This window comes from Diaphorobacter ruginosibacter, assembly GCF_040396215.1.
Classification (GTDB): Bacteria; Pseudomonadota; Gammaproteobacteria; order Burkholderiales; family Burkholderiaceae_C; genus Diaphorobacter_A; species Diaphorobacter_A ruginosibacter_A.
Window position 1 is genome coordinate 1 of the sequence record NZ_JBEBOW010000009.1, and the last position, 22,264, is coordinate 22,264.

General features: G+C 63.7%; 20 protein-coding genes and 2 riboswitches. Of the genes, 4 read left to right on the forward strand and 16 right to left on the reverse strand.

Features of this window, described 5'->3' with window-relative positions:
- The first annotated feature begins 284 nt into the window (after positions 1–284).
- Entirely contained in the window at positions 285–1,412 is a 1,128-nt protein-coding gene (locus ABWP92_RS02590; protein ID WP_353233783.1) for a branched-chain amino acid ABC transporter substrate-binding protein, read from the forward strand.
- A 76-nt stretch (positions 1,413–1,488) separates the two neighbouring features.
- On the opposite strand, the gene ABWP92_RS02595 is transcribed toward ABWP92_RS02590, so the two are convergent.
- On the reverse strand, positions 1,489–2,496 hold the full coding sequence (locus ABWP92_RS02595) for a D-2-hydroxyacid dehydrogenase family protein (RefSeq protein ID WP_353233784.1): 1,008 nt from the start codon (positions 2,494–2,496) through the stop codon (positions 1,489–1,491).
- A 533-nt stretch (positions 2,497–3,029) separates the two neighbouring features.
- Here ABWP92_RS02595 and ABWP92_RS02600 point away from each other — a divergent pair.
- The 3 genes from ABWP92_RS02600 to ABWP92_RS02610 all read left to right on the forward strand — a co-directional run bounded on the left by ABWP92_RS02600 (position 3,030) and on the right by ABWP92_RS02610 (position 4,846).
- On the forward strand, positions 3,030–3,479 hold the full coding sequence (locus ABWP92_RS02600) for a hypothetical protein (RefSeq protein ID WP_502907435.1): 450 nt from the start codon (positions 3,030–3,032) through the stop codon (positions 3,477–3,479).
- A gap of 61 nt (positions 3,480–3,540) precedes the next feature.
- The gene (locus ABWP92_RS02605; RefSeq protein WP_353233785.1) at positions 3,541–4,290 is read left to right on the forward strand and encodes a 2OG-Fe dioxygenase family protein; all 750 of its coding nucleotides are present in this window, start codon (positions 3,541–3,543) and stop codon (positions 4,288–4,290) included.
- 115 nt (positions 4,291–4,405) lie between these two features.
- A complete protein-coding gene (locus ABWP92_RS02610; protein ID WP_353233786.1) occupies positions 4,406–4,846 on the forward strand; it encodes a universal stress protein in 441 nt (146 codons plus the stop codon).
- Between the two features lie 114 nt (positions 4,847–4,960).
- Here ABWP92_RS02610 and ABWP92_RS02615 read toward each other — a convergent pair whose 3' ends face one another.
- The 15 genes from ABWP92_RS02615 to ABWP92_RS02685 all read right to left on the reverse strand — a co-directional run bounded on the left by ABWP92_RS02615 (position 4,961) and on the right by ABWP92_RS02685 (position 22,250).
- Positions 4,961–5,941 (reverse strand): Bug family tripartite tricarboxylate transporter substrate binding protein, encoded by a 981-nt coding sequence (locus ABWP92_RS02615; RefSeq protein WP_353233787.1) that lies wholly within the window; start codon positions 5,939–5,941, stop codon positions 4,961–4,963.
- 298 nt (positions 5,942–6,239) lie between these two features.
- Positions 6,240–7,424, reverse strand: a complete 1,185-nt coding sequence (gene bktB, locus ABWP92_RS02620; protein ID WP_353233788.1) for a beta-ketothiolase BktB — start codon at positions 7,422–7,424, stop codon at positions 6,240–6,242.
- A gap of 132 nt (positions 7,425–7,556) precedes the next feature.
- Positions 7,557–8,315 carry an SDR family NAD(P)-dependent oxidoreductase gene (locus ABWP92_RS02625; RefSeq protein ID WP_353233789.1) on the reverse strand — a complete coding sequence of 253 codons (759 nt, stop codon included), beginning with the start codon at positions 8,313–8,315 and terminating at the stop codon, positions 7,557–7,559.
- A 120-nt stretch (positions 8,316–8,435) separates the two neighbouring features.
- A complete protein-coding gene (locus ABWP92_RS02630) occupies positions 8,436–9,137 on the reverse strand; it encodes an ABC transporter ATP-binding protein (RefSeq protein WP_353233822.1) in 702 nt (233 codons plus the stop codon).
- Positions 9,138–9,153: 16 nt separating this feature from the next.
- A complete protein-coding gene (livG, locus tag ABWP92_RS02635) occupies positions 9,154–9,918 on the reverse strand; it encodes a high-affinity branched-chain amino acid ABC transporter ATP-binding protein LivG (RefSeq protein ID WP_353233790.1) in 765 nt (254 codons plus the stop codon).
- Positions 9,915–11,180: a high-affinity branched-chain amino acid ABC transporter permease LivM gene (locus ABWP92_RS02640; RefSeq protein ID WP_353233791.1), complete on the reverse strand. Its 1,266-nt coding sequence runs from the start codon at positions 11,178–11,180 to the stop codon at positions 9,915–9,917. Before ABWP92_RS02640 ends, livG begins: the two co-directional genes overlap by 4 nt.
- A complete protein-coding gene (gene livH, locus ABWP92_RS02645) occupies positions 11,180–12,103 on the reverse strand; it encodes a high-affinity branched-chain amino acid ABC transporter permease LivH (RefSeq protein WP_353233792.1) in 924 nt (307 codons plus the stop codon). The genes ABWP92_RS02640 and livH overlap by 1 nt, the downstream gene beginning before the upstream one ends.
- A 185-nt stretch (positions 12,104–12,288) precedes the next feature.
- Complete coding sequence (locus tag ABWP92_RS02650; protein ID WP_353233793.1) at positions 12,289–13,413, reverse strand: branched-chain amino acid ABC transporter substrate-binding protein; 1,125 nt, start codon at positions 13,411–13,413, stop codon at positions 12,289–12,291.
- Between the two features lie 196 nt (positions 13,414–13,609).
- Positions 13,610–14,308, reverse strand: a complete 699-nt coding sequence (locus ABWP92_RS02655) for an RluA family pseudouridine synthase (RefSeq protein ID WP_353233794.1) — start codon at positions 14,306–14,308, stop codon at positions 13,610–13,612.
- A 141-nt stretch (positions 14,309–14,449) separates the two neighbouring features.
- Positions 14,450–17,350: an aminomethyl-transferring glycine dehydrogenase gene (gene gcvP / locus ABWP92_RS02660; RefSeq protein ID WP_353233795.1), complete on the reverse strand. Its 2,901-nt coding sequence runs from the start codon at positions 17,348–17,350 to the stop codon at positions 14,450–14,452.
- Positions 17,351–17,423: 73 nt separating this feature from the next.
- A complete protein-coding gene (gcvH, locus tag ABWP92_RS02665) occupies positions 17,424–17,798 on the reverse strand; it encodes a glycine cleavage system protein GcvH (protein ID WP_353233796.1) in 375 nt (124 codons plus the stop codon).
- Between the two features lie 134 nt (positions 17,799–17,932).
- On the reverse strand, positions 17,933–19,069 hold the full coding sequence (gcvT, locus tag ABWP92_RS02670) for a glycine cleavage system aminomethyltransferase GcvT (protein WP_353233797.1): 1,137 nt from the start codon (positions 19,067–19,069) through the stop codon (positions 17,933–17,935).
- Positions 19,070–19,125: 56 nt separating this feature from the next.
- Positions 19,126–19,230, reverse strand: a riboswitch (glycine riboswitch).
- Positions 19,231–19,244: 14 nt separating this feature from the next.
- Positions 19,245–19,352, reverse strand: a riboswitch (glycine riboswitch).
- Between the two features lie 67 nt (positions 19,353–19,419).
- On the reverse strand, positions 19,420–20,697 hold the full coding sequence (locus ABWP92_RS02675) for a TRAP transporter large permease (protein WP_353233798.1): 1,278 nt from the start codon (positions 20,695–20,697) through the stop codon (positions 19,420–19,422).
- Positions 20,694–21,188: a TRAP transporter small permease gene (locus tag ABWP92_RS02680; protein ID WP_353233799.1), complete on the reverse strand. Its 495-nt coding sequence runs from the start codon at positions 21,186–21,188 to the stop codon at positions 20,694–20,696. The genes ABWP92_RS02675 and ABWP92_RS02680 overlap by 4 nt, the downstream gene beginning before the upstream one ends.
- An 81-nt stretch (positions 21,189–21,269) precedes the next feature.
- Complete coding sequence (locus tag ABWP92_RS02685; protein WP_353233800.1) at positions 21,270–22,250, reverse strand: TRAP transporter substrate-binding protein; 981 nt, start codon at positions 22,248–22,250, stop codon at positions 21,270–21,272.
- Positions 22,251–22,264 lie beyond the last annotated feature (14 nt).

Sequence of the window (22,264 nt, forward strand, 5' to 3'; positions counted from 1 at the left end):
TGTGGCGCGCCACGGACGCGGACGTGTCGACACGTGCACTTTCCATGCGCTCCCGATGGGTGCATGCGCTCGCCTCCGCGCGCTTTCCAACGCCCATTTGCGGCTGCTGTCACAGCAAAATCTCCCGAAACAGCCTGGCGATGCGGGTTTGTGCTCAATGGCCTGCTTCTTGCAATCCGATTATTCTGAGAATCCCTAGTGTTTCGTGATGTGAATTGCGATATGTTTCAACGCGTTGAGACAACACAAAGCATCTCGGCATATTAAATTTTTTGGAGATCCGTATGCAATTGAAGTTGAAGTTGACCGTGGCTGTGGCAATTGCAGCCGTGGCTGGTATTGCAACTGCTCAAGAGGTGGTGAAGATCGGCCACGTGGGCCCCGTATCCGGACCCCAAGGTCACTATGGCAAGGACAACGAAAACGGCGTCCGCATGGCCGTTGACGACATGAACGCCAAGGGCGTCACCATTGGCGGCAAGAAGGTCAAGCTGGAGCTGATGGCCGAGGACGATGCCGCGGATCCAAAACAGGGCACTGCGGCTGCCCAGAAACTATGCGACGCCAAGGTCGCCGGCGTGGTTGGCCACCTGAATTCCGGCGTGACCATTCCTGCCGCCAAGATCTATCACGATTGCGGCATTCCCATGGTGACGGGCGCGGCAACCAACCCGAACCTCACCAAGCCGGGCTATGACACGACGTACCGCATCATCGCCAATGACAACGCCCTGGGCGCCGCGTTGGCCGCCTATGCGGCCGAGACGCTCAAGCTCAAGACCGTCGCGGTGATCGACGATCGCACCGCATATGGCCAGGGTCTGGCCAGCGTGTTCAAGAAAGTGGCCCAGGACAAGGGCATGAAGGTGGTGGAAGAGCAGTTCACCACCGACAAGTCCACCGATTTCATGGCGATTCTCACCGCCATCAAGGCCAAGAATCCCGATGCGATTTTCTACGGAGGCATGGATGCGCAGGCCGGCCCGATGCTGCGTCAGATGCAGCAGTTGGGCCTGAGCAAGCAGAAATTCTTCGGCGGCGACGGCTTCTGCACGACCGAGCTTGCCAAGCTGTCGGCCAACTCCCCCACGCTGGGCAATGTCGTCTGCGCGGTAGGCGGCTCCTCCATCGAGAAGATGCCTGGCGGCAAGGAGTGGAAGGCGCGTTATGACGCCAAGTTCCCCGGGCAGTTCCAGGTCTACAGCCCCTATAAGTACGACGCGGCCATGCTTTTGGTCGATGCGATGGTTCGTGCGGGATCGTCCGATCCCAAGAAGTACATCCCCGAACTCAAGAAGTCCAACTATCAGGGCGTGACGGCCAAGATCTCCTTCGAGCCCAATGGCGAGATGAAGAATCCGGCGGTGACGTTGTTCTCGTACAAGAACGGCGAGAAGCTGCCGGTGGACTGACGAACGGCATAGCCGGCGCAAAAGGAAAGGGCCTTCGGTCACCGAAGGCCCTTTTTGCATAGTCACCGCCGGTTTTTCAGCGACGCACCTGAAGCGCGCCAGGGTTCACGATATTGGTCGGCGTACCCTTGATGAAGTTCACTACGTTGTCGAAGGCGGCGCCGAAATACAGCTCGTAGCTGTCCTGCTCCACATAGCCGATGTGCGGCGTGCAGATGCAGTTTTCCAGCCGCAGGAGCGCATGTCCCTGAAGAATGGGTTCGCTCTCGAAGACGTCGACCGCCGCCATTCCGGGGCGGCCGCGGTTCAGCGCGGCAATCAATGCGTCCTGCTCGATCAGCTCGGCGCGCGAGGTGTTGACGATGAGCGCCGTGGGCTTCATCTGGCTCAGATCCTCCAGCGTGACGATGCCGCGCGTTTCCTCGTTCAGACGCAGGTGCAGCGAGATCACGTCGCATTGGGCGAAGAACTCGGCACGGGTGGATGCCACCTGAAAGCCGTCGCTCAGCGCCTGGGCGCGCGACGCCTCGCGGCCCCAGACGCGCACGTTCATGCCGAACGCCTTGGCATAGCCGGCGACGATGCGGCCGATCTTGCCGTAGCCCCAGATGCCGAGCGTCTTGCCTCGCAGCACCATGCCCAGTCCGAAATTGGGCGGCATGGATGCCGCGCGCATGCCCGACTGCTGCCATGCGCCGTGCTTGAGGTTGGAGATGTACTGGGGAAGGCGCCGCATGGCGGCCATGATGAGCGCCCACGTCAGCTCCGCGGGCGCGACGGGAGAGCCCACGCCCTCGGCAACGGCGATGCCGCGCTCGGTGCAGGCGTTCACGTCGATGTGCGATCCGACCTTGCCGGTCTGCGCGATGAGCTTCAGGCGCGGGAGCTTTTCGACCAGTTGCTTGTTGATCTGGGTGCGCTCGCGGATGAGCACGATGACATCTGCATCCTTGAGACGGACCGACAACTGGCCAAGGCCTTTGACCGTGTTGGTGTAAACCTTGGCGGAATATCGTTCAAGCCGCTCGGCGCAATGGAGCTTGCGCACCGCGTCCTGGTAGTCGTCCAAAATGACAATATTCATGTTGTTTGCTGCAACTACGTGACGAGCGCAGCCGCGAGGGCTGGCGATGTCATGGGATTTCAATGAATTCGGGACGCACATCGGCGAATGGGCGTATGGCGGCCATTGTCGTTGATGCAGGCAGTGCTGTGCCAGTCGCTGATCGAATTGCAGTGAATTTCAAACATAAGGTTACAGAGATTTTGTCTATGGAGAATTGCTCCGTGGTCAACGGTCATCAATCGAAGTCCGTTGAATATCGATAGTCGGCCTCTGTCCAACGGGTGCTTACAGCTGTTGTTTCATGATGCAGGTCATGTGAATTGCCGCACGTACCATGAAGGCCTTGCCGGGGCAGGCGCTTATGCCGTTCATTTCTCCGGGATGCCGGTGCGCAAGGGGTTTTTCACTCTTTCTTTTCAAAGCCGGCATGGCATTCAGGCGTCGCCATCAAGTGGCGCTGCGCCTCAGGGATTCAAGGATATATGTCACTTCAGAAGTCAGTTCAGAAATTTTCATCCGCTTCTTTCCGCTCGGCGCGATTGGCGAGCCGCTTGATTCGAGGGGCCCGCGCGGGGCTGTTGGGTCTGGCGCTCGTGGTGGTCGGTTCAGCGGTGCATGCACAGGCCTATGTGAGCGGCTCGATCGGCGCCCAGATAGCGCCGGGCGTGTATGGCCGCGTGGATATCGGAAATGCTCCGGCGCCGGCGCTGATTTATCAGCAGCCTGTCCTCGTCGCCCCGCCGCCGGTTGCAGTGCAGGCAGCACCCGTCTACATGTATGTCCCTCCGGGACATGCCAGGAACTGGCGCAAATATTGCGGCCGCTACGGCGCCTGCGGCCAGCGTGTTTACTTCCTGAAAGAGCCCTATCGCGGCCATCGGGTTGCTCCACCTCCGCCGCCCCATTGGCGCGAGCGGGATCGCCGCCACGACCGCTGGGATCACGATCGCCGCGATCATGGGCCGGGCCGCCATGGTCCGGGCAGGCACGGCCACGATTGACGCGGATTTTGTTTTAGCCGATGGTGTGAAGGAGCCGTGCCAAGGTTTAAGCTTGAGGCCCATGGCCTTGATCACATTCTCACCACCTTATTCACCCGCGGATCAGGTAGCCCCGCAGCTGCGTGATCGCGGGTTTGCTGTTTTACAGCCCGCCGATGCCGCGACCTGGATCGGCTGTGCTCCGTCCGATCTGCTGGAGTTGAGCGCCGCCTGGGAAGGCCTGCCGCCGGATGCGTTCCTGAAGGATGGCGGCCGTTATCGCCGTCGACGGCATTCGTGTTTCGTCGTGGAGGATGGCGCCTACAGGCAGGTTGCGCATCGTGCCCACTGGCAGCCGGTGGAATACAACGCGCTGCACGGCGGCATGCAGCGCTGGTTCGAGCCCATCCTGGACGAGACGGTGGCGAAGCCCGTCTGGCGGCAGATGATGCGCGCCCTGGCGGCGCTCTCGCAAGCCGCCATTGCGCGGGACGGCGCGCGCCGGAGCTGGCACATCGAGGCGCACCAGTTCCGTATCGACACATCGGATGGCATTGGCCGCCCCACGCCCGAAGGCGCGCACCGGGATGGCGTGGATCTGGTGGCTGTTTTTCTTGTGAACAGGCAAGGGGTGAAGGGCGGGGAAACGCGCATCTTCGAAGCAGCGGGCCCCAACGGCCAGCGATTCACATTGACCGAACCCTGGTCGGTCATGATCCTGGATGACGCGCGCATGATCCATGAGACCACGCCCATTCAGCCCGTCGAGGCAGGAGGCTGGCGCGATACCCTGGTCGTGACGTGCCGTGCCGGAGGGTTCCAAAGCGAATGATGGTGTGGTGGTGGTTGATATGTATCAGGCAATATGAGAAGCTGTAGCAGCACACTACAAATCGATGGGTGTAAGTTTTTCTTGCGTTGATAAGAGTTAAAGACAAGGAGTATTCATGTTCACCAATATCCTCATCCCGGTTGATGGCTCGACAACTGCGCTGAGCGCGGTCTCCAAGGCGGCCGGTCTGGCCAAGACCTACGGCAGCACGGTCACGCTTCTCTATGTGATCGATCCCTATCCGTTCACGGGCGTGGGTGCGGATTTCGCATACGGGCAGTCGCAATACCTGACGGCGGCCACCGCTGAAGCGAACACGGCTCTCGATACCGCCAGGAAGGCGCTGGGCGAGGCGGGTGTGGACAAGATCAACACCATGGTGGGTGAGGGCCATGCGGTGCATGACGGCATCATGCGCGCGGCCAAGGAAGTGGGCAGCGACCTGATCGTGATGGGCTCCCATGGCCGCCGCGGGCTTGAAAAGCTGGTGCTGGGAAGCGTCACGCAGCGCGTGCTGGGCGTATCCGAAATCCCGGTGCTGGTGGTGCGCGAGTAGCCTGGCCGGTAGGTTGGGATCGCATTGCGCGAATCCCATTGCGTGCCATGCGCTGCCGTATGGGGGAAGGGCTGCCAGCCCTTGTGCGCAAGGCTGGCAGCGCCTTGTTGCGGATTACTCGATCTTCACGCCGGAAGCTTCCACGATGGACTTCCATTGCGTGTATTCGGCATTCAGCATCTTGCTGAACTCTGCCGGCGACATGGCCAGCGGCTCCGCGCCTTGCGTGTGAATGGCGGCCTTGACTTCGGGAGACGCCAGCAGCTTGTTGATTTCGGTGTTGAGCGTGGCCACTACGTTGGCGGGCGTGCCTGCCGGAGCCATCACGCCGTACCAGGTGCTGACGTCAAAACCCTTGTAGCCCGATTCATCGATGGTCGGAACATCCGGCAGCGATGAACTGCGCTTGGCCGATGTGACGGCCAGCGGGCGCAGCTTGCCCGACTGGATCTGCCCCATGGCCGAGGGAACCGAGGACACCAGCAGGTCGACATTGCCCGCCAGCGCATCCATCATCGCCGGGTTGGAGCCCTTGTAGGGAACGTGGCTCAGCTTGATGCCGGCGGCCTTCTCGAACAGATCGCCAGCCAGGTGGATGGACGTGCCGTTGCCCGGCGAGCCATAGGTGATCGTGCCGGGATGAGCCTTGGCGGCGGCGACCACGTCGGCCAGCGTCTTGAACCTGGAGTTGGCGGACGTCGCGATGATCACGGGCGTGTACGCGACGTGCGCGACGGCGGTCAGATCCTTGGTGGGGTTCCAGGTCAGGTTCCGGTACAGCCAGGGGCCGATGACGAGATTGTCCTTCTGGCCCATGACGAGGTCGTAGCCCGTGGGCTGTGCCTTGACGATTTCACCGATGCCGATGGTGCCGCCCGCGCCGGGCTTGTTGTCGGCCACCACGGTCCACTTGTTGTTCTTGCTGAGTTCGTTGGCGATGAGCCGCCCGAGAATGTCGGTGCCGCCGCCCGGCGGAAAGGGGATCACGAGGCGCACGGGCTTGGTGGGATAGCTGGACGCAGGTGTGGTCTGGGCGTGCGCAATGCCGCCGAATGCCAGTGCCGCTGCTGTGATGGTGAAGACTCGACGCATCATGATGTGCTGTTCGCTTTCTGTCGTTATCAATGAAAAGCCCTCGGCATGCACCGGGCGGGGGCTGAGACGATGGGCTCAGCGATGCCGGTGACCGAGGGCTTGATTGGGGCGACGCTGCTCTGATCCCAACGAGCGAGAAGCCGGGTTCGTTGAGGGCTGCGGGCACATTGCCGGACCTTGGCGGTAACCAAGGCCGGTCAATGCCGGCCGCGCAGGTTTTCGATGTCAGGGTGCGCGGCCTGGGTAGGGACGGTGCGAGTTCGTCGCCTGAATGAAGCCAGTGCGAATATTAACGTGCTCAGAGGCGTTCAAAAATTGCGGCAATCCCTTGCCCGCCGCCGATGCACATGGTCACCAGCGCGTATTTACCCTGAATGCGCTGCAATTCGTGCAGAGCCTTCACGGTGATCACCGCGCCGGTCGCGCCGATGGGATGGCCCAGCGAGATGCCGGAGCCGTTCGGGTTCACCTTGGCCGGGTCCAGTCCCAGATCGCGCGTGACGGCGCAGGCCTGCGCGGCGAAGGCCTCGTTGGCTTCGACCACGTCCAGATCGTTGATGGTGAGTCCTGCCTTCTTCAGCGCCAGCTGTGTCGCCGGAACCGGGCCGATACCCATGTACCTGGGGTCGACGCCAGCATGGGCATAGGCCACCAGGCGGGCCATGGGCTTGAGGCCACGGGCCTGCGCCGCCTTGGATTCCATCAGCACCACGGCCGCCGCCGCGTCGTTGATGCCCGAAGCATTGCCCGCGGTGACCGTGCCGTTTTCTTTCTGGAAGACGGGCTTGAGCTTGGCAAAATCGGCCGCGTTGGCTCCGGTGCGGAAATGCTCATCTGTCGCATACTGCACGTCGCCCTTGCGGGACTTGAGCGTGACGGGAACGATCTGCTCCTTGAAATAGCCGGCGGCGGTGGCGCGCTCGGCGCGGTTGTGGCTTTCGACGGCCAGCGCATCCTGGTCTTCGCGGGTGATCCCCCACTTGGCCGCGATGTTCTCCGCCGTCACGCCCATGTGAACGTTGTGGAACGGGTCGTGCAACGCGCCGATCATCATGTCGATCATCTTGAAGTCGCCCATGCGTGCGCCCCAGCGGCTGGCGAGGCTGGCGTAGGGGGCGCGGCTCATGTTTTCCGCGCCCGCGCCGATGGCGATGTCGGCGTCGCCCAGAAGAATGGACTGGCTGGCGCTGACAATGGCCTGCAGGCCCGATCCGCACAGGCGGTTGACGTTGAAGGCCGGGGTGGCTTCGCCGCAGCCGCCGTTGATGGCCGCCACGCGCGAGAGGTACATGTCCCTGGGTTCGGTGTTGACCACATGGCCAAAGACGACGTGGCCGACGTCCTTGCCGTCCACGTTGGCGCGCGCCAGCGATTCACGCACGACGGTTGCGCCCAGTTCGGTGGGCGGAATGTCCTTGAGGCTGCCACCAAAAGTGCCAATGGCGGTGCGGACGGCGCTGACGACAACTACTTCACGGGACATGCGGGTCTCCTGATCGAAATGTGAGATGGATGAGATGGGATCGAACCAGGGCTGCTCCCGGTGCGGGCGGGCGCGCCGGGAGCAGCCAGTATTCGGCTATGTATTCAATCCCGTATTGTGCGGTGCATCATTTCATGCGTCACGCACATCCGCGACAGGGTTTGTACCGAAGTCCCCGCGCTGGAGGTAGGCCAGCACGCGGGCGGCTGCCTCGTCAGTGGAAGTGAGCCGGCTGTCGGCCTTCAGCGCCTCGAAGTTTCCGATGTCGGGGAACTCCGCCGGGTTCGCCGTGCGCAACTGCGCCTGCATGTCGGTATCGATCACGCCGGGCGCGAGCGAGCAGAGCCTGGCGCCATGGGGCTTGCGCGATTCTTCTAGGGCCACGCAGCGTGTGAAGTGGTCCATGCCCGCCTTGGATGAGCAATAGGCAGCCTGCGACGCCATGGGGCGGCGGCCCAGGCCGGACGAGATATTGAGCACCTTGCGCGGAATCCGCCATGCATCCGTGGCGGCGAGGAATGCTCCGGTCAAGGCCATCGGCGCTTCGAGGCCGACGCGCATGGCGTTGAGCAGTTCGTCCACGGGCACCTGGGCCAGCGGTGCGATGCGCGGAATCACTCCGGCATTGTTGATCAGCGTGAGGCTGGCCCAGTCGTCCTCGTGCAGAGAGGAGAGCAGCGTGCCCAGGCGCCGGGCGGCTTCGCCGCTGTCCGACAGATCCTGCTGCCATTGCTGGAGCTGGCGCGCATCGGTGGCCTCGCGGGCGAGCGCTTCGCTGGTCTTGCGCGCGATGCTGATCAACACGTGTCCCTCGCGCAGCAGTTGCTGGCCCATGGCAAGGCCCATGCCGCGCGATCCGCCGGTGAGAATGGTGAGGTGCTTTTTCGTCATCCGCGCATCTTACGGGGAATGCGCGCGCCGTGAGAAATGAGAAATGCACCTGGTCCGGCTCGCCTGCCAGGTGCATTGAATACCCGCGGGCTGGCGCGGGACGGTCAGGCCGGATGCCGCTCAGGCGCCGAGGTAGGCCTTGCGCACGTCGGCATTGGTCAGCAGGTTCTGGCCGGAGTCTTCGAGCACCACCTTGCCGGTTTCGAGCACGTAGCCGCGATCTGCGATCTGCAGGGCGCGGTTGGCGTTCTGCTCGACGAGGAACACGGTCACGCCGTTGGCGCGGATGGTCTGGATGATGTCGAAGATCTGCGCGATGATCAGCGGCGCGAGGCCGAGCGTGGGCTCGTCGAGCAGAAGCAGGCGCGGCTTGCTCATGAGCGCGCGGCCGATGGCGAGCATTTGCTGCTCACCGCCGGACATGGTGCCCGAGCGCTGGCCGGCGCGTTCGCGCAGGCGTGGAAACAGCTGGAACACATGTTCGATGCCGTCCGCGATCTCCGACGCGTTCAGGAAAAAGCCGCCCATCTTGAGGTTTTCCTCGACGGTCAGGTCCTTGAACACGCGCCGCCCCTCCGGCGAGATGGCGATGCCGCGGCGCATGATGTGGTGCGTGGACATCTGGGTGATGTCCTCGCCCTCGAACAGGATTCTTCCGTGGCTCGCGCGCGGGTTGCCGCACACGGTCATCAGGATCGACGTCTTGCCCGCGCCGTTGCTGCCGATCAGCGTGACGATCTCGCCCTGATCGACCTGCAGGCTGACCTTGTCGACCGCGCGGATCGCGCCGTAGTGCGTCGATACTTCTTCGAGTTGCAGCATGTGTTTTGCGCTCATCTCAAGCCTCTCCCAGATAGGCCTTGATGACCCGCTCGTTGCTTCGCACTTCCTCGGGCGTTCCCATGGCGATCGGTTTGCCGTATTCCATGCACAGAATGCGCTCGGAAACGCCCATCACCAGACCCATGTCGTGCTCGATCAGCAGCACGGTCACGCCGAATTCGGTTCGCAGGCGGTCGATCAGGTGCTGCAGCTCGACCTTCTCCTGCGGGTTGAGGCCCGCCGCGGGTTCGTCGAGCATCAACAGCCTGGGCTGCGTGATCATGCAGCGCGCGATTTCCAGCCGGCGCTGATGGCCGTAGGCCAGGTTGCCCGCCTCGCGGTTGGCGAATTCGCCGATTCCCATGAAGCGCAGCCATTTCATCGCGTTCTCGATGGCGGCGCGCTCGCTTGCCCGGTAGCTCCTGGTGTTGAACAGGCCGCCGAGCACCGATTTGCTGGTGCGGCGGTGCTGCGCGACCAGCAGGTTCTCCAGCACCGTCATGCTCTTGAAGAGCCGGACATTCTGGAAGGTGCGCACCACGCCGCGCTGTGCGACGCTGTGGCTGCCGAGACTGGCGATGGATTGCCCTTCCAGCGTGATGCTGCCGGTGGTGGGTTTGTAGAAGCCGCTGATGCAGTTGAACACCGTGGTCTTGCCGGCTCCGTTGGGGCCGATGATGGCGAAGATTTCGCCGGGCTTGATCGCCAGTTGCACGCCATCGACGGCCAGCAGGCCGCCAAAGCGCATGCTCAGGTCCTTGACTTCGAGTAGATGGCTCATGCGTGCGCTCCCTCCTTGCCGTTGCCGGCGGAAGCAACTTCCACCTGGTAGCGCTTCATGGGCAGCAGGCCTTGCGGTCGCCAGATCATCATCAAAATCATCACCAGACCAAAAATCAGCATGCGGTATTCGGAGAACTCGCGCGCCAGTTCTGGCAGCACGGTAATCAGAATGGCCGCGATGATCACGCCCAATTGCGAGCCCATGCCGCCCAGCACCACGATGGCGAGAATCAGCGCCGACTCGATGAAGGTGAACGACTCCGGATTCACGATGCCCTGGCGCGCAGCGAAGAACGCGCCGCCGAAACCGGCGAACATCGCGCCCAGCGTGAACGCCGAGAGCTTGATCTTCGTGGGGTTCAGGCCCAGCGATCGGCAGGCGATTTCGTCTTCGCGCAATGCTTCCCACGCACGGCCGATCGGCATGCGGATGAGGCGGTTGCTGATGAGCAGCGTGATGGTGGCCAGCAGCAGCGCCATCAGGTACAGGAAGATCACCATGTGCATGGTGCTGAACTCGATGTTGAAGAACTGGGCGAACGTGGTGCCGCCCTCGGTCACGGGCGAGCGCGTGAGCGGCAGGCCCAGGAACGTCGGCTTGGGGATGCTGGAGATGCCGTCCGGGCCGCCGGTCCAGTCATTGAGGTTCACCAGCAGCAGGCGGATGATCTCGCCGAAGCCCAGCGTCACGATGGCCAGATAGTCGCCGCGCAGGCGCAGCACGGGAAAGCCCAGCATGAAGCCGAACAGCGCGGATGCGCAGCCCGCCAGCGGCAGGGCTTCCCAGAAGCTCCAGCCGGCCCAGTGGTAGAGCAGGGCGTAGGTGTAGGCGCCCACGGCGTAGAAGCCCACGAAGCCCAGGTCCAGGAGACCGGCGAAGCCGACCACGATGTTCAGCCCCAGGCCGAGCATCACGTAGATCATGGCCAGAGTGGCGATGTCCACCGCATTGCGCCCCGCGAAGAAGGGCCAGGAGACGGCGATCAGCGCGACCACCAGGATCACCGCTGGGCGGCTGCGGGCAGGGAGGCTGGGCAGCGAGGGGAGCGCGAAGCTCCTGGTGGCCGTCTTGACCGCCGGGCGCAGCAGTTGCCACGCGAAGACGATCACGCAGCCCCAGATCACGTAGTTCCACTGCGCAACCAGATAGGTGCGGATGCCCGCGCGTTCGAGGTGCAGCCCGAAGATCGGAATGATCAGCAGCGCCGCGATGATGGTGGCGAAAATGGCGGAGCCGAGTTGAGAGCGGATCTTGTCCATCACACTTTCTCCACTTCGGGTTTGCCCAGCAGGCCGGTGGGGCGGAACAGGAGAATCAGCACCAGCAGGCCGAAGGCCACGATGTCCTTGTATTCCGACGAGATGTAGGCGGCGGCGAAGGTTTCCGCCACGCCCAGCACGACGCCGCCGAGCATGGCGCCCGGAATGCTGCCGATACCGCCCAGCACCGCCGCCGTGAACGCCTTGATGCCGGCGATGAAGCCGATGAAGGGATTGAGCTTGCCCACCGCCAACGCAATCAGCACGCCGCCCACGGCGGCCAGCACGGCGCCCAGGACGAAGGTGAACGAGATCACCCGGTTGGTGTCGATGCCCAGCAGGTTGGCCATGTGCATGTCCTGCGAGCAGGCCCGGGACGCGCGGCCCATGCGGGAGTGCTTGATGTACAGCGTGAGCGCGACCATCAGCGCCACGGCCACCACGATGATGAGAACGCGGGCGTAGGGGATGAACACCTCGAAGCTGCCGAGATGGAAGGTGAACGCGCCGGGCAGCAGCGCCGGCACGGCCATGTCGCGCGCGCCCTGGCCCAGCGCAACCCAGTTCTGCAGGAAGATGGACATGCCGATGGCCGAGATCAGCGCCACGAGGCGCGGGCTGTTGCGCAGCGGTTTGTAGGCTGCCTGCTCGACGGCGAAGCCATAGACCCCGGTGATCACCACGGCCACGACGAGCATGAGCGCGATGATGAACCAGATCGGCAGGCCGCTGGTGGTGCCGACGGCGGACAGCGTGACCAGTCCCACGTAGGCTCCGATCATGTAAATGTCGCCGTGGGCGAAATTGATCATCCCGATAATGCCGTAGACCATGGTGTAGCCAATGGCGATCAGGGCGTAGATGGCTCCTAGTGAGAGCCCGTTGAATAGCTGTTGTATCAGCTGCGGCAATAAATCTGACATGGCTTGGTCGTCCACTTGGAGGGCCGGGCAGTCGGCTTCCGGTTCTGCATGGCCCCTGTGCGATTTTCATCTCGATGGCGCTTGGAGGATGCGCTGTCGATCAGTGGCACTAGTTAAGCGAACGGGGCAGGTACGCCGCAAACCTGGTTCGCGGACGTCCTGCCCCGAAGGGAGAGCGTGAAGGATTACTTGACAGCCGGAGTCTTGGAGCCGTCCTTGTGCCACTGGAACACCTGGAAGTCGAAGGACTTCAGGTCGCCTTGCTTGTTCCAGGAAACCGGGCCGATTACCGTATCGACCGAGTTGGCGTGCAGCCAGTCGGCCACCTTGGCGGGATTGTCGCCAACGGTCTTGATCGCGGCGATCAGCGATTGCGCGGCGGCGAAGGAAGTGAGCTGGAACGCGCCCGAAGGATTGCGCTTGGCGTCCTTGAATGCCTTCACGACGGCTGCATTCTGCGGGTTGGCCGAGAAGTCCGCTGGCAGGGTCACCAGCATGCCCTCGACGGCGGGGCCGGCAATGGCGTTCACTTCAGGGTTGCCGACGCCTTCAGGGCCCATCATCTTGACCTTCAGGCCCTGCTCGGCCGCCTGGCGCAGCAGCAGGCCCATTTCGGGGTGATAGCCGCCGAAGTAGACGAAGTCGACGCCGGCGCTCTTGAGCTTGGTGATCACGGCGGAGTAGTCGCTGTCGCCCGCGTTGATGCCCTCGAACAGGGCCACGTCGACCTTGGCTTTCTTCAGGTCGTCGCGCACGGCCGTGGCAATGCCCTGGCCGTAGGACTGCTTGTCGTGCAGCACGGCGACCTTCTTGGGCTTGGCGTGTTCGATGATGAACTTGGCTGCCGCCGGGCCTTGCTGGTCGTCACGGCCGATCGTGCGGAAGATGAAGTGGTAGTTCTTGCCGTCCGTCAGGGCGGGCGAGGTGGCGGAAGGAGTGGCGACCACCACGCCTTCGTTGTTGTAAATAGGAGCGGCCGCGATGGACGCGCCGGAGCAGACGGGGCCGATCACGTAGCCGATCTTGCTGTTGACCACGCGGTTGGCCGCCACCGGGCCCTGCTTGGGTTCGCAGGCGTCGTCCACGGCGACCAGCTCGATCTTCTTGCCGTTGATGCCGCCTGCGGCGTTGGCCATTTCAACAGCTGTGGTTGCACCTTCCTTGACCATGTCGCCGTACTGAGTCAGTGCGCCGGTCGTCGGTATCACCATTGCGATCTTGATCTGAGCCTGGGCCGATGTACCGATAAATGCTGCGCCAGCCAGTCCCAGGGCTGCGATCAACGTACGCGCACGGAAGGTCGTTTGCATAGTTTTCCTATCACTGAATTAGTTACGAGAGAGAGTTCAATTGTATGCAGTCCGCACCCCCTGGTGAGGGGTACTTTCCGGCAAGTCGCCCAGCTTATCGAGGGGAATTGGTCTCACAACGGGGATTACCCTATGAGGTTTGCATGCGTCGGCGCCGATTATCGTCACTTCTGGTTGCAGTTGATTTGACGCAAATTCAGAACGGTACGGGGCTGGATATCTCGATCGCGTGCCCGCTCGCCGGATGGGAAAACTCCAGCGACCGGGCGTGAAGCATCAGGCGGGCGGGAGAACACTCCACGAATTCCGGCGCATAGAGCACATCGCCCAGAATGGGATGGCCGAGATGCTTGAGATGCACGCGCAACTGGTGTGTGCGGCCGGTTACCGGCCTGAGGCTGAGCCGGGTGGCGTCCATGGGGGCCGCGCCTGGGCGCGAGGTGATGCCCGACGAGCCGATCGCCTTCCAGAGCGTGATGCTCTGCTTGCCCGCGCCGTCGATGATGTGGATCGGCCGGTTGGGCCAGTCGAGAAGAATGGGCGCGTCGATTTCCCGCCAGTCCTGGGAGGCGGGCTTCGTGCCGAGCCGGCCGGCAACCACGGCTTCGTAGGTTTTCTGCACGGCCCGGCTGGCGAAGGCCGAGCTCATGGCGCGCTGCATGTCCAGGCTTCTGGCCAGCAGCACCACGCCTGATGTGGCCATGTCCAGGCGATGCACGATCAGGGCGTCGGGCCATTGCTCCATTACGCGGCCGCTGAGGCAGTCCTGCTTGTCCGGTCCCCGGCCGGGAACGCACAGCAGGCCGGATGGCTTGTCGAACGCGAGCAGATGCTCATCCTCGTAGAGAGGGGTCAGCCGTGTGCGTGGAATCTGGGGCGGTGGAGGAAATTGCATCGGTGTGCGGAGTGGGCCGGATATGCCGAAGTGGAACGCAAAAACGGGCGGGCAGTCTTGCGGCTGCTCGCCCTCAGGGCAGGAAAACGCCATGTCCGCCGGCACCAGGCAACCGGCGGACAGGCTACCGGCAATGACGGATCATTGTTTGTCCTCGTACGCGTCCAGCGGCACGCAACTACAGAACAGGTTGCGGTCGCCATAGACATTGTCCACGCGGCCCACCGGCGACCAGTACTTGGACTGGCGAAGCGCGGCGACCGGGTAGGCGGCCAGCTCGCGCGAGTAAGCGTGTTTCCACTCGTCGGCAGTAACCTGCTCGGCGGTGTGCGGGGCATGCTTGAGCGGATTGTCATCCCGTGGCAACTGGCCGGCCTCGATCTCGCGGATTTCGCCGCGGATGGCGATCATCGCGTCGATGAAGCGGTCAAGCTCATACAGCGTTTCGCTCTCCGTCGGCTCCACCATCAGCGTATTCGGCACGGGGAAGGAGAGCGTCGGCGCGTGGAAGCCATAGTCGATCAGGCGCTTGGCCACGTCCTCGGCCATCACGCCGGAGGTGTCCTTGAGGCCGCGCAGGTCGAGAATGCACTCGTGCGCTACGTGGCCGTTGGCGCTGGCGTACAGCGTGGGGTAGTGGTCCTTCAGGCGCGCGCTGATGTAGTTGGCGCTCAGGATCGCCGCTTCCGTGGCGTGCTTGAGGCCGTCCGGGCCCATCATGCGGATGTACATCCAGCTGATCGGCAGCACGGCGGCGTTGCCCAGGGGCGCCGCGCTCACGGCGCCGTTGCCGCCCTGGACGCCGGCCGTCCGGTGGCCTGGCAGGAAGGGAACCAGATCCTCGACGACGCAGACGGGGCCCACGCCCGGGCCGCCGCCGCCGTGGGGGATGCAGAAGGTCTTGTGCAGGTTCAGGTGGCTCACGTCGCCGCCGAACTCGCCGGGGGCGGCCACGCCGACCAGCGCGTTCATGTTGGCGCCGTCCACGTACACGCGGCCGCCGTGCCCGTGCACCAGCTCGCACAGTTCCTTCACCTGGGTCTCGAACACGCCGTGCGTGGACGGGTAGGTGATCATGATGCAGGCGAGGTGGGCGCTGTGCTGCTCACACTTGGCCTTGAGGTCGGCCATGTCCACGTTGCCATTGGCGTCGCAGGCGGTGACCACGACCTGCATGCCGACCATCTGGGCCGAGGCGGGATTGGTGCCATGGGCGCTGCTCGGGATCAGGCAGACGTTGCGGTGGCTGTCGCCGCGCGATTCGTGCCAGCCCTTGATTGCCAGCAGGCCGGCATATTCACCCTGGCTGCCCGCGTTGGGCTGCAGGCTGACGCCCGCATAGCCGGTGGCCTGGCAGAGCCAGTCGCGCAGTTGCTGGTCCAGTTCGGCATAGCCTGCCAGCTGGTCGGCGGGAGCGAACGGATGCACGTTGGCGAATTCGGGCCAGGTGATCGGAATCATCTCGCTCGTGGCGTTGAGCTTCATGGTGCACGAGCCGAGCGGGATCATGCTGCGGTCGAGCGCCAGGTCCTTGTCCGAGAGCCCGCGCAGGTAGCGCAGCATGGCGGTCTCGGAGTGGTGGGTGTTGAACACCGGATGCGACAGGAACCCGCTCTTGCGTGCCGCGAATTCAGGGATCAGCGACGGCGTGCCTTCATCCATGGCCTCGATGGTGGGCCGGGCCTTGCCTTCGCCCGCGAAGATGGACCAGAGAAGCTCCACGTCGGCGCGCGTCGTGGTTTCGTCGAGCGAGATGCAGATGTATTCGTCCCACGCCTTGCGCAGATTGGCGCCCCGGGCGACGGCGCGCGCCATGATGGCGTCGGTCTCGCCCTGGGTGTGCAGCGAGATGGTGTCGAACGCGCTGTCGTGGTGGCGGCTCGTGTAGCCCAGGCTGGACAGGCCACGGCTGAGGATGGCGGTCAGGCGTGCCACGCGGCGTGCGATGCGCGTCAGGCCCTCGGGTCCGTGGTAGACCGCGTACATGCTGGCGATCACGGCGGGCAGCACCTGCGCCGTGCAGATGTTGGACGTCGCTTTCTCGCGGCGGATATGCTGTTCGCGTGTTTGCAGGGCCAGGCGGTAGGCGGGCTTGCCATGAGCGTCCACGCTCACGCCGACGAGGCGGCCGGGCAGCGAGCGCTTGTATTCATCGCGGCAGGCCATGAAGGCGGCGTGCGGGCCGCCGGCGCCCATGGGCATGCCAAAACGCTGGGTGGATCCGACGACGATGTCCGCGTCCCACTCGCCCGGAGGCGCGAGCAGCGTGAGCGCGAGCAGGTCGGTGGCGACGATGGCCGCTGCCTGCTTGGCGTGGATGGCTTGCACGTCGGCCTTCCAGTCTGCGATCCAGCCGCTGCTGGCGGGATACTGGATCAACACGGCGAAGAAGTCCCCGGCGAGCAGAGCCTGCCATTCTTCCTTCGAATGGGCGACCTTCACCTCGATGCCCAGCGGCCTGGCGCGGGTCTGCATCACCTCGATGGTTTGCGGATGCGCATCGCCGGCAATCACGATGGTGTTGCTCCTGGACTTCACCGAGCGCTTGGCCAGCGTCATGGCTTCGGCGGCGGCGGTTGCCTCGTCGAGCATGGACGCGTTGGCGATCGGCATGCCGGTCAGGTCGCAGACCATGGTCTGGAAGTTGATCAGCGCCTCCATGCGGCCCTGCGAGATTTCGGCCTGATAGGGCGTGTAGGCCGTGTACCAGGCGGGGTTCTCCAGCACGTTGCGCAGGATGACGCCTGGCGTGAACGTGCCGTAGTAGCCCTGGCCGATGAAGCTCTTGAGAATCTGGTTCTTCGACGCGAGCGCCTTGAGCTCCGCCAGTGCGCTGGCTTCGGTGATGGCGGCGGGAATGTCCATCGCCTTGGCGCGCGCGATCGAGCGCGGAACGATGGAGTCGACCAGCGCCGAGCGCGATGCCTCTCCGATCACGGAGAGCATGTGGGCTTCGTCGCGGGGGCTGATGCCGATGTGGCGCGGCTGGAATTCGGTGGCGTTCTCCAGCGCGGAGAGAGGGAGTGCGGCAGGCATTTGCATGGAGGGACCAGTCTCAAAAGCAAAGAAAGCCGCGCCCCGAACCTGTGCGGAGAGGGCGCGGCGTTGGACTACATCAGGCGTTTGCGGCGAACGAGTTGTAGCTCGTCTCGTCCATCAACCCACCTAGCTGCGAGGCGTCGCTGAGCTTGACCTTGAAGAACCAGCCGGCGTTCAGCGGGTCGCTGTTGGCCAGGGACGGGTCGTTGCGCAGCGCTTCGTTGACTTCAACGATTTCGCCGGAAACGGGCATGTACACGTCGGCCGCGGCCTTCACGGACTCGACCACGCCGGCGACTTCACCCTGCGCAAGGGTCTTGCCCACTTCGGGCAGATCGACAAACACCACGTCGCCCAGCGCGTCCTGCGCGTGAACGGTGATGCCGACCACGGCGGCGTTCGCATCGGCTGCGTTGATCCATTCGTGGTCTTTGGAGTAGTGGATGCTCATGGGTGCTCCGGAAAAATTGAGATTGAAAACAGGTTGAGAGTGGTCAGTGCGCAATGTAGCGTGGATTTGCTCCGCTCATGCGCCGCGCCACGTCGGTGGACGGGCCGGCGGCTTCGCGGGCCCTGCGCGGCGGATCAGCCGCGGTAGTAATTGGTGGGAACGAACGGAGTGGCGCTCACCACCATGGGCACGGGCTTCCCGCGCACGATGGCGAAGATCTCGGTGCCGGGCTTGGCGTAGTCGGGCTGCACGTAGCCCAGCGCGATGGGCTGGTTGAGCGTGGGGCTCAGCAGGCCGCTGGTGATCTGGCCGATGTGCTGGCCGTCCATATTTTCGAGCACCGCCGGCTCGCGCACCGGAATGCGCTCCCTGGCGATCAGGCCGACGCGCTTGCGGGTGAGGGTTTCCGGGTTGTCGATTTGCGGCAGGATTTCCTGCGCGCCCGGGAATCCGCCCGAGCGCTCGCCACCCGTGCGGCGCACCTTCTGGATCGCCCAGTTCAGCGCCGCCTGCGGCGGGGTGGTCGTGGCGTCGATGTCGTTGCCGTACAGGCACAGGCCGGCTTCCAGGCGCAACGAATTGCGCGCACCCAGGCCGACTGGCTGGACTTCCTCCTGGGCGAGCAGGGCGCGGGCGAATTCTTCGGCGCGGCTTTCGTGCACCGAGATCTCGAAGCCGTCCTCGCCGGTATAGCCGCTGCGGGTGATGAACAGATCGGCGCTGTTCCACTGGAACTCGCCCCCGGTCATGAACACCAGCTTCTCGACGCCGGGAATCAGGCGCGAGAGCACGGCCGCGGCCTTGGGGCCCTGCAGCGCAAGCAATCCGCGCTCGGGCATGGGGATGACCTGGCAGCGGTGGCCGATGCGCTCGATGATGTGAGCGATGTCGCCGACCTTGCACGCACCGTTCACGATCACGAAGATGTCCTTGCCGCGATTGACGAACATGAGGTCGTCGATGATTCCGCCCTCGTCATTGAGCAGCAGTCCGTAGCGCTGCCTGCCCACGCCCAGCCCGATCACGTCGACCGGCATGAGCGTCTCGAACGCTGCCGCGGCGTCCGTGCCGACCAGGCGCAACTGGCCCATGTGCGACACGTCGAACAGGCCGGCGGCGCTGCGTGTATGGTTGTGCTCGGCCATCAGGCCAGCCGGGTATTGCACCGGCATGGAGTAGCCGGCGAAAGGCACCATCCTGGCGCCGAGTTCAAGATGCAGTGCGTTGAGGGGCGTGGTGAGCAGCGGCGAGGCGGGCGAGGGCGCGGACATGGTTTTCAGGCTCCAAGGCAAATGATCCGGGCGAACGGCACGGGGCCGGTCGCGGTAATTGCCCTGCTGTCCGCTTTACCTGAGAGATTCATCGCGGCCCGCCGCGACTTGCTCCTTCGGTGGATCAGATGAGAACCTGACCTCTCTCCAGCTGGGAAAACGCCCGCATCACTGCGGGCGGCTGCCAGTCCTTTTGCCTGAGCGTTCGGTATCTGCCTGCGCCTTCGGCGGCCGCGCTGCGGACCTTGGGGCGGTCCGGGCGGCTCTCTCCTGACAATCCACGAAGTATAACTTTTCCTGGAATTCCTTATGCGTAAATGGCAGTGCCGATCGCGTCACGCAAGGAATGGCTACCGCGCGTAAACCAGGTCGCGCAGCCCCAGGGATATGCCGGGCACGTAGGTGATCACAATCAGGCACAGCAGGATGACCGCGACGAAGGGCAGCAGTTGCGTGACGATGCGGTCCAGCGAAATCCGCGCCACGGTGCAGGCGGCGAACAGGTTCACGCCGAACGGCGGCGTGATCATGCCCAGGGCCAGGTTCACCACCATGATCAGGCCGAAGTGAACGGGGTCGACGCCGAAATGCTGCGCCACCGGCGCGAGGATGGGGGCGAGCACGATGATGGCGGCGCTGGTCTCGATGAACATGCCGATCACGAACAGCGCGCCAGTCACCCCGAGCAGGAACATCGTGGGCGACTTCAGCACCTCCTGCAGCCAGTGGCCGATCGCGTCAGGCACGCCCGCGCGGGTGATCAGGAACGCGAACAAGCCGGCGTTGGCGATGATGAACATGATGACAGCGGACGACAGCGCGGACTTGCGCAGGATGGCATATAGATCCTTCAACCCGATCTCGCGGTAGATCAGCATCCCCACGACCAGCGCGTAGAACACGGCCACCGCGGAGGCTTCCGTGGGCGTGAAGATGCCGCCATAGATGCCGCCCAGGATGATCACCGGCATCAGCAACGCCCACCCGGCCTGCAGCAGCGCCGGTCCGAAGGACATGCGGCCCTCGCCATCGTGCTTGCCCCAGCCCTTGAACTTGCAGAACACCCAGACGAAGGCCATCAGCGCAAGGCTGATCAGGATGCCGGGGCCGAAGCCCGCAATGAACAGTTCCCCGATCGACACTTCGGCGCTCACGCCATACAGGATCATGGGGATGGATGGCGGGATGATCACCCCCAGCTCGGCGCTGGTGGCCTGCAGCGCGGCGGCGAAGCTGGTGGGGTAGCCATGCTTGATCAGCGCCGGGATCAGGATCGCACCGATGGCGAAGGTGGTTGCCACCGATGAGCCGGAGACCGCCGCGAAGATCATGCAGGTCAGCACGCAGGTCATCGGCAGGCCGCCCTGGACCCCGCCCACGATGCTCTTGGCGAACTCCACCAGGCGGCGCGAGATGCCGCCGGTTTCCATCAGGTTGCCGGCGAGAATGAAGAACGGGATGGCCGCGAGCGGAAACTTGTTGATCGCGCCGAACATCTCCTTGACCGAGATGAGCATGTTGGCGTTCGACATCTGGATTCCGGCGATCGAGGCCAGCCCTATCGATACCGCAACCGACACGCTGAGCGCAAAGCACAGCACCATGGTGCCAATCATTACCGGGGTCATTGCGCGGTCTCCAGCTCAAGGCGCTTGGGATCGATCAGGTTGCCGATGATGCCGGGTATGCTGAACAGCGCCCCCACCGGAACCGCGAGGTAGGCCCAGAACATGGAGATGGATTCCAGCCCCGCCATGGTCTGCACCGAGCCACGGGCGGCATAGTCGAATCCCCACCAGATGAGCACGCCGATGAGCGTGAGCGCGGCGAGGCTGACCGCCCAGTCGAGCATGCGCCGCAGGCCCGGCGGGCTCCAGCGGTAGAGCACGTCCACGCTGACCATCGCACCCTGGCGGAACGCCATGGGAATGGCGAGAAACACCATCCAGATGAGGCTGAAGCGAATCAGCACCTCGGTCCATTCGGCGGGCTGCTCCAGCACGAACCGCATGAGGATCTGGAACATGCCGAGGCTGGCCGATACGGCAAGCATCGCGCAGGCGCCCGCCATCGCGATGGCGGTAGTCCATCGCTCGAAAGATAGAAACAGGGTTTTCATGAGCGCACGCCCAAAGCTGATCCGCCAAAAGGGGAAAGCCCGCGCCTTCTCGTAAAACGCGCGGGCGGGAATGGCATGCCGTTATTTGAAGTTGCGGATGCGGTCGAGGTTGGCCTTGCCGAATTCTTTCTCGAACTGCGCGTTCACGTTGGTGAGCGCCGCCACGAACTTGGATTTGTCCACGTTGTCGATCACCGTCATGCCCTTGGAGCGCAGGTCGGCGACGCCCTTGGCGTCATCCTCGTCCACGCGCGCGCGGTTGAGCCTGGCGGCTTCCTTGGCTGCGTCGATGAAGGACTGCTTGTCGGCGGTGGAGAGTTTCTCGAATGCCGCCTTGTTCATGAGCAGGATGCACGGCGAGTACACGTGGCCCGTCAGGGACAGGTGCTTTTGCACCTGGTCGAACTTGGCGGAGATGATCACCGGCAGCGGATTCTCCTGGCCATCGACCGTGCCTTGCTGCAGCGCGGTGAATACTTCGGGGAAGGCCATCGGCGTGGTGATGATGCCGAATGCCTTGTAGGCGGCGATGTGCACCGGGTTCTCCATGGTGCGCATTTTCAGGCCCTTCAGGTCGTCCGGGGTCAGCACGTCGCGTTTGCTGTTGGTCATGTGGCGGAAACCGTTTTCCGCCCAGGCGAGCGCCTTGAATCCCTTGGCGTCGAACTTGGCGAGCAGTTCCTGGCCGATCGGGCCATCCAGCACGGCACGCGCATGGGCCTTGTCTCGGAAGAGAAACGGCACATCCAGGATCTTGGTTTCGGGCACGAAGTTGGGCACCGGGCCGGAGGAGCTGAAGGCCAGCTCCTGCGTGCCCAGTTGCACGGCCTCGATCGACTCGCGCTCGCCGCCCAGGGAGCCGTTGTAGAACGTCTGGATCTTGTAGCGGCCGGCGGTGCGTTTTTCCACCTCCTTCGCGAAGGTGTCGATGGCGACGCCCTGGTGCGAGTTCTGCGCCACGGAAATGCTGATGCGCATCGTGGTCTGTGCATTCACCTGGCTTGACAGCGCCAGGGCGCTCACGGCCATTCCAATCCCCAGTGCAAGTGTCTTCAGTCGCATAACGTTCCTCATCG

Bases quoted from the DNA above. Each gene is read 5' to 3' on its own strand.
- ABWP92_RS02590 (WP_353233783.1), top strand. From the start codon at position 285: ATGCAATTGAAGTTGAAGTTGACCGTGGCTGTGGCAATTGCAGCCGTG.
- ABWP92_RS02595 (WP_353233784.1), bottom strand. From the start codon at position 2,496: ATGAATATTGTCATTTTGGACGACTACCAGGACGCGGTGCGCAAGCTC.
- ABWP92_RS02605 (WP_353233785.1), top strand. From the start codon at position 3,541: ATGGCCTTGATCACATTCTCACCACCTTATTCACCCGCGGATCAGGTA.
- ABWP92_RS02610 (WP_353233786.1), top strand. From the start codon at position 4,406: ATGTTCACCAATATCCTCATCCCGGTTGATGGCTCGACAACTGCGCTG.
- ABWP92_RS02615 (WP_353233787.1), bottom strand. From the start codon at position 5,941: ATGATGCGTCGAGTCTTCACCATCACAGCAGCGGCACTGGCATTCGGC.
- bktB (WP_353233788.1), bottom strand. From the start codon at position 7,424: ATGTCCCGTGAAGTAGTTGTCGTCAGCGCCGTCCGCACCGCCATTGGC.
- ABWP92_RS02625 (WP_353233789.1), bottom strand. From the start codon at position 8,315: ATGACGAAAAAGCACCTCACCATTCTCACCGGCGGATCGCGCGGCATG.
- ABWP92_RS02630 (WP_353233822.1), bottom strand. From the start codon at position 9,137: ATGCTGCAACTCGAAGAAGTATCGACGCACTACGGCGCGATCCGCGCG.
- livG (WP_353233790.1), bottom strand. From the start codon at position 9,918: ATGAGCCATCTACTCGAAGTCAAGGACCTGAGCATGCGCTTTGGCGGC.
- ABWP92_RS02640 (WP_353233791.1), bottom strand. From the start codon at position 11,180: ATGGACAAGATCCGCTCTCAACTCGGCTCCGCCATTTTCGCCACCATC.
- livH (WP_353233792.1), bottom strand. From the start codon at position 12,103: ATGTCAGATTTATTGCCGCAGCTGATACAACAGCTATTCAACGGGCTC.
- ABWP92_RS02650 (WP_353233793.1), bottom strand. From the start codon at position 13,413: ATGCAAACGACCTTCCGTGCGCGTACGTTGATCGCAGCCCTGGGACTG.
- ABWP92_RS02655 (WP_353233794.1), bottom strand. From the start codon at position 14,308: ATGCAATTTCCTCCACCGCCCCAGATTCCACGCACACGGCTGACCCCT.
- gcvP (WP_353233795.1), bottom strand. From the start codon at position 17,350: ATGCAAATGCCTGCCGCACTCCCTCTCTCCGCGCTGGAGAACGCCACC.
- gcvH (WP_353233796.1), bottom strand. From the start codon at position 17,798: ATGAGCATCCACTACTCCAAAGACCACGAATGGATCAACGCAGCCGAT.
- gcvT (WP_353233797.1), bottom strand. From the start codon at position 19,069: ATGTCCGCGCCCTCGCCCGCCTCGCCGCTGCTCACCACGCCCCTCAAC.
- ABWP92_RS02675 (WP_353233798.1), bottom strand. From the start codon at position 20,697: ATGACCCCGGTAATGATTGGCACCATGGTGCTGTGCTTTGCGCTCAGC.
- ABWP92_RS02680 (WP_353233799.1), bottom strand. From the start codon at position 21,188: ATGAAAACCCTGTTTCTATCTTTCGAGCGATGGACTACCGCCATCGCG.
- ABWP92_RS02685 (WP_353233800.1), bottom strand. From the start codon at position 22,250: ATGCGACTGAAGACACTTGCACTGGGGATTGGAATGGCCGTGAGCGCC.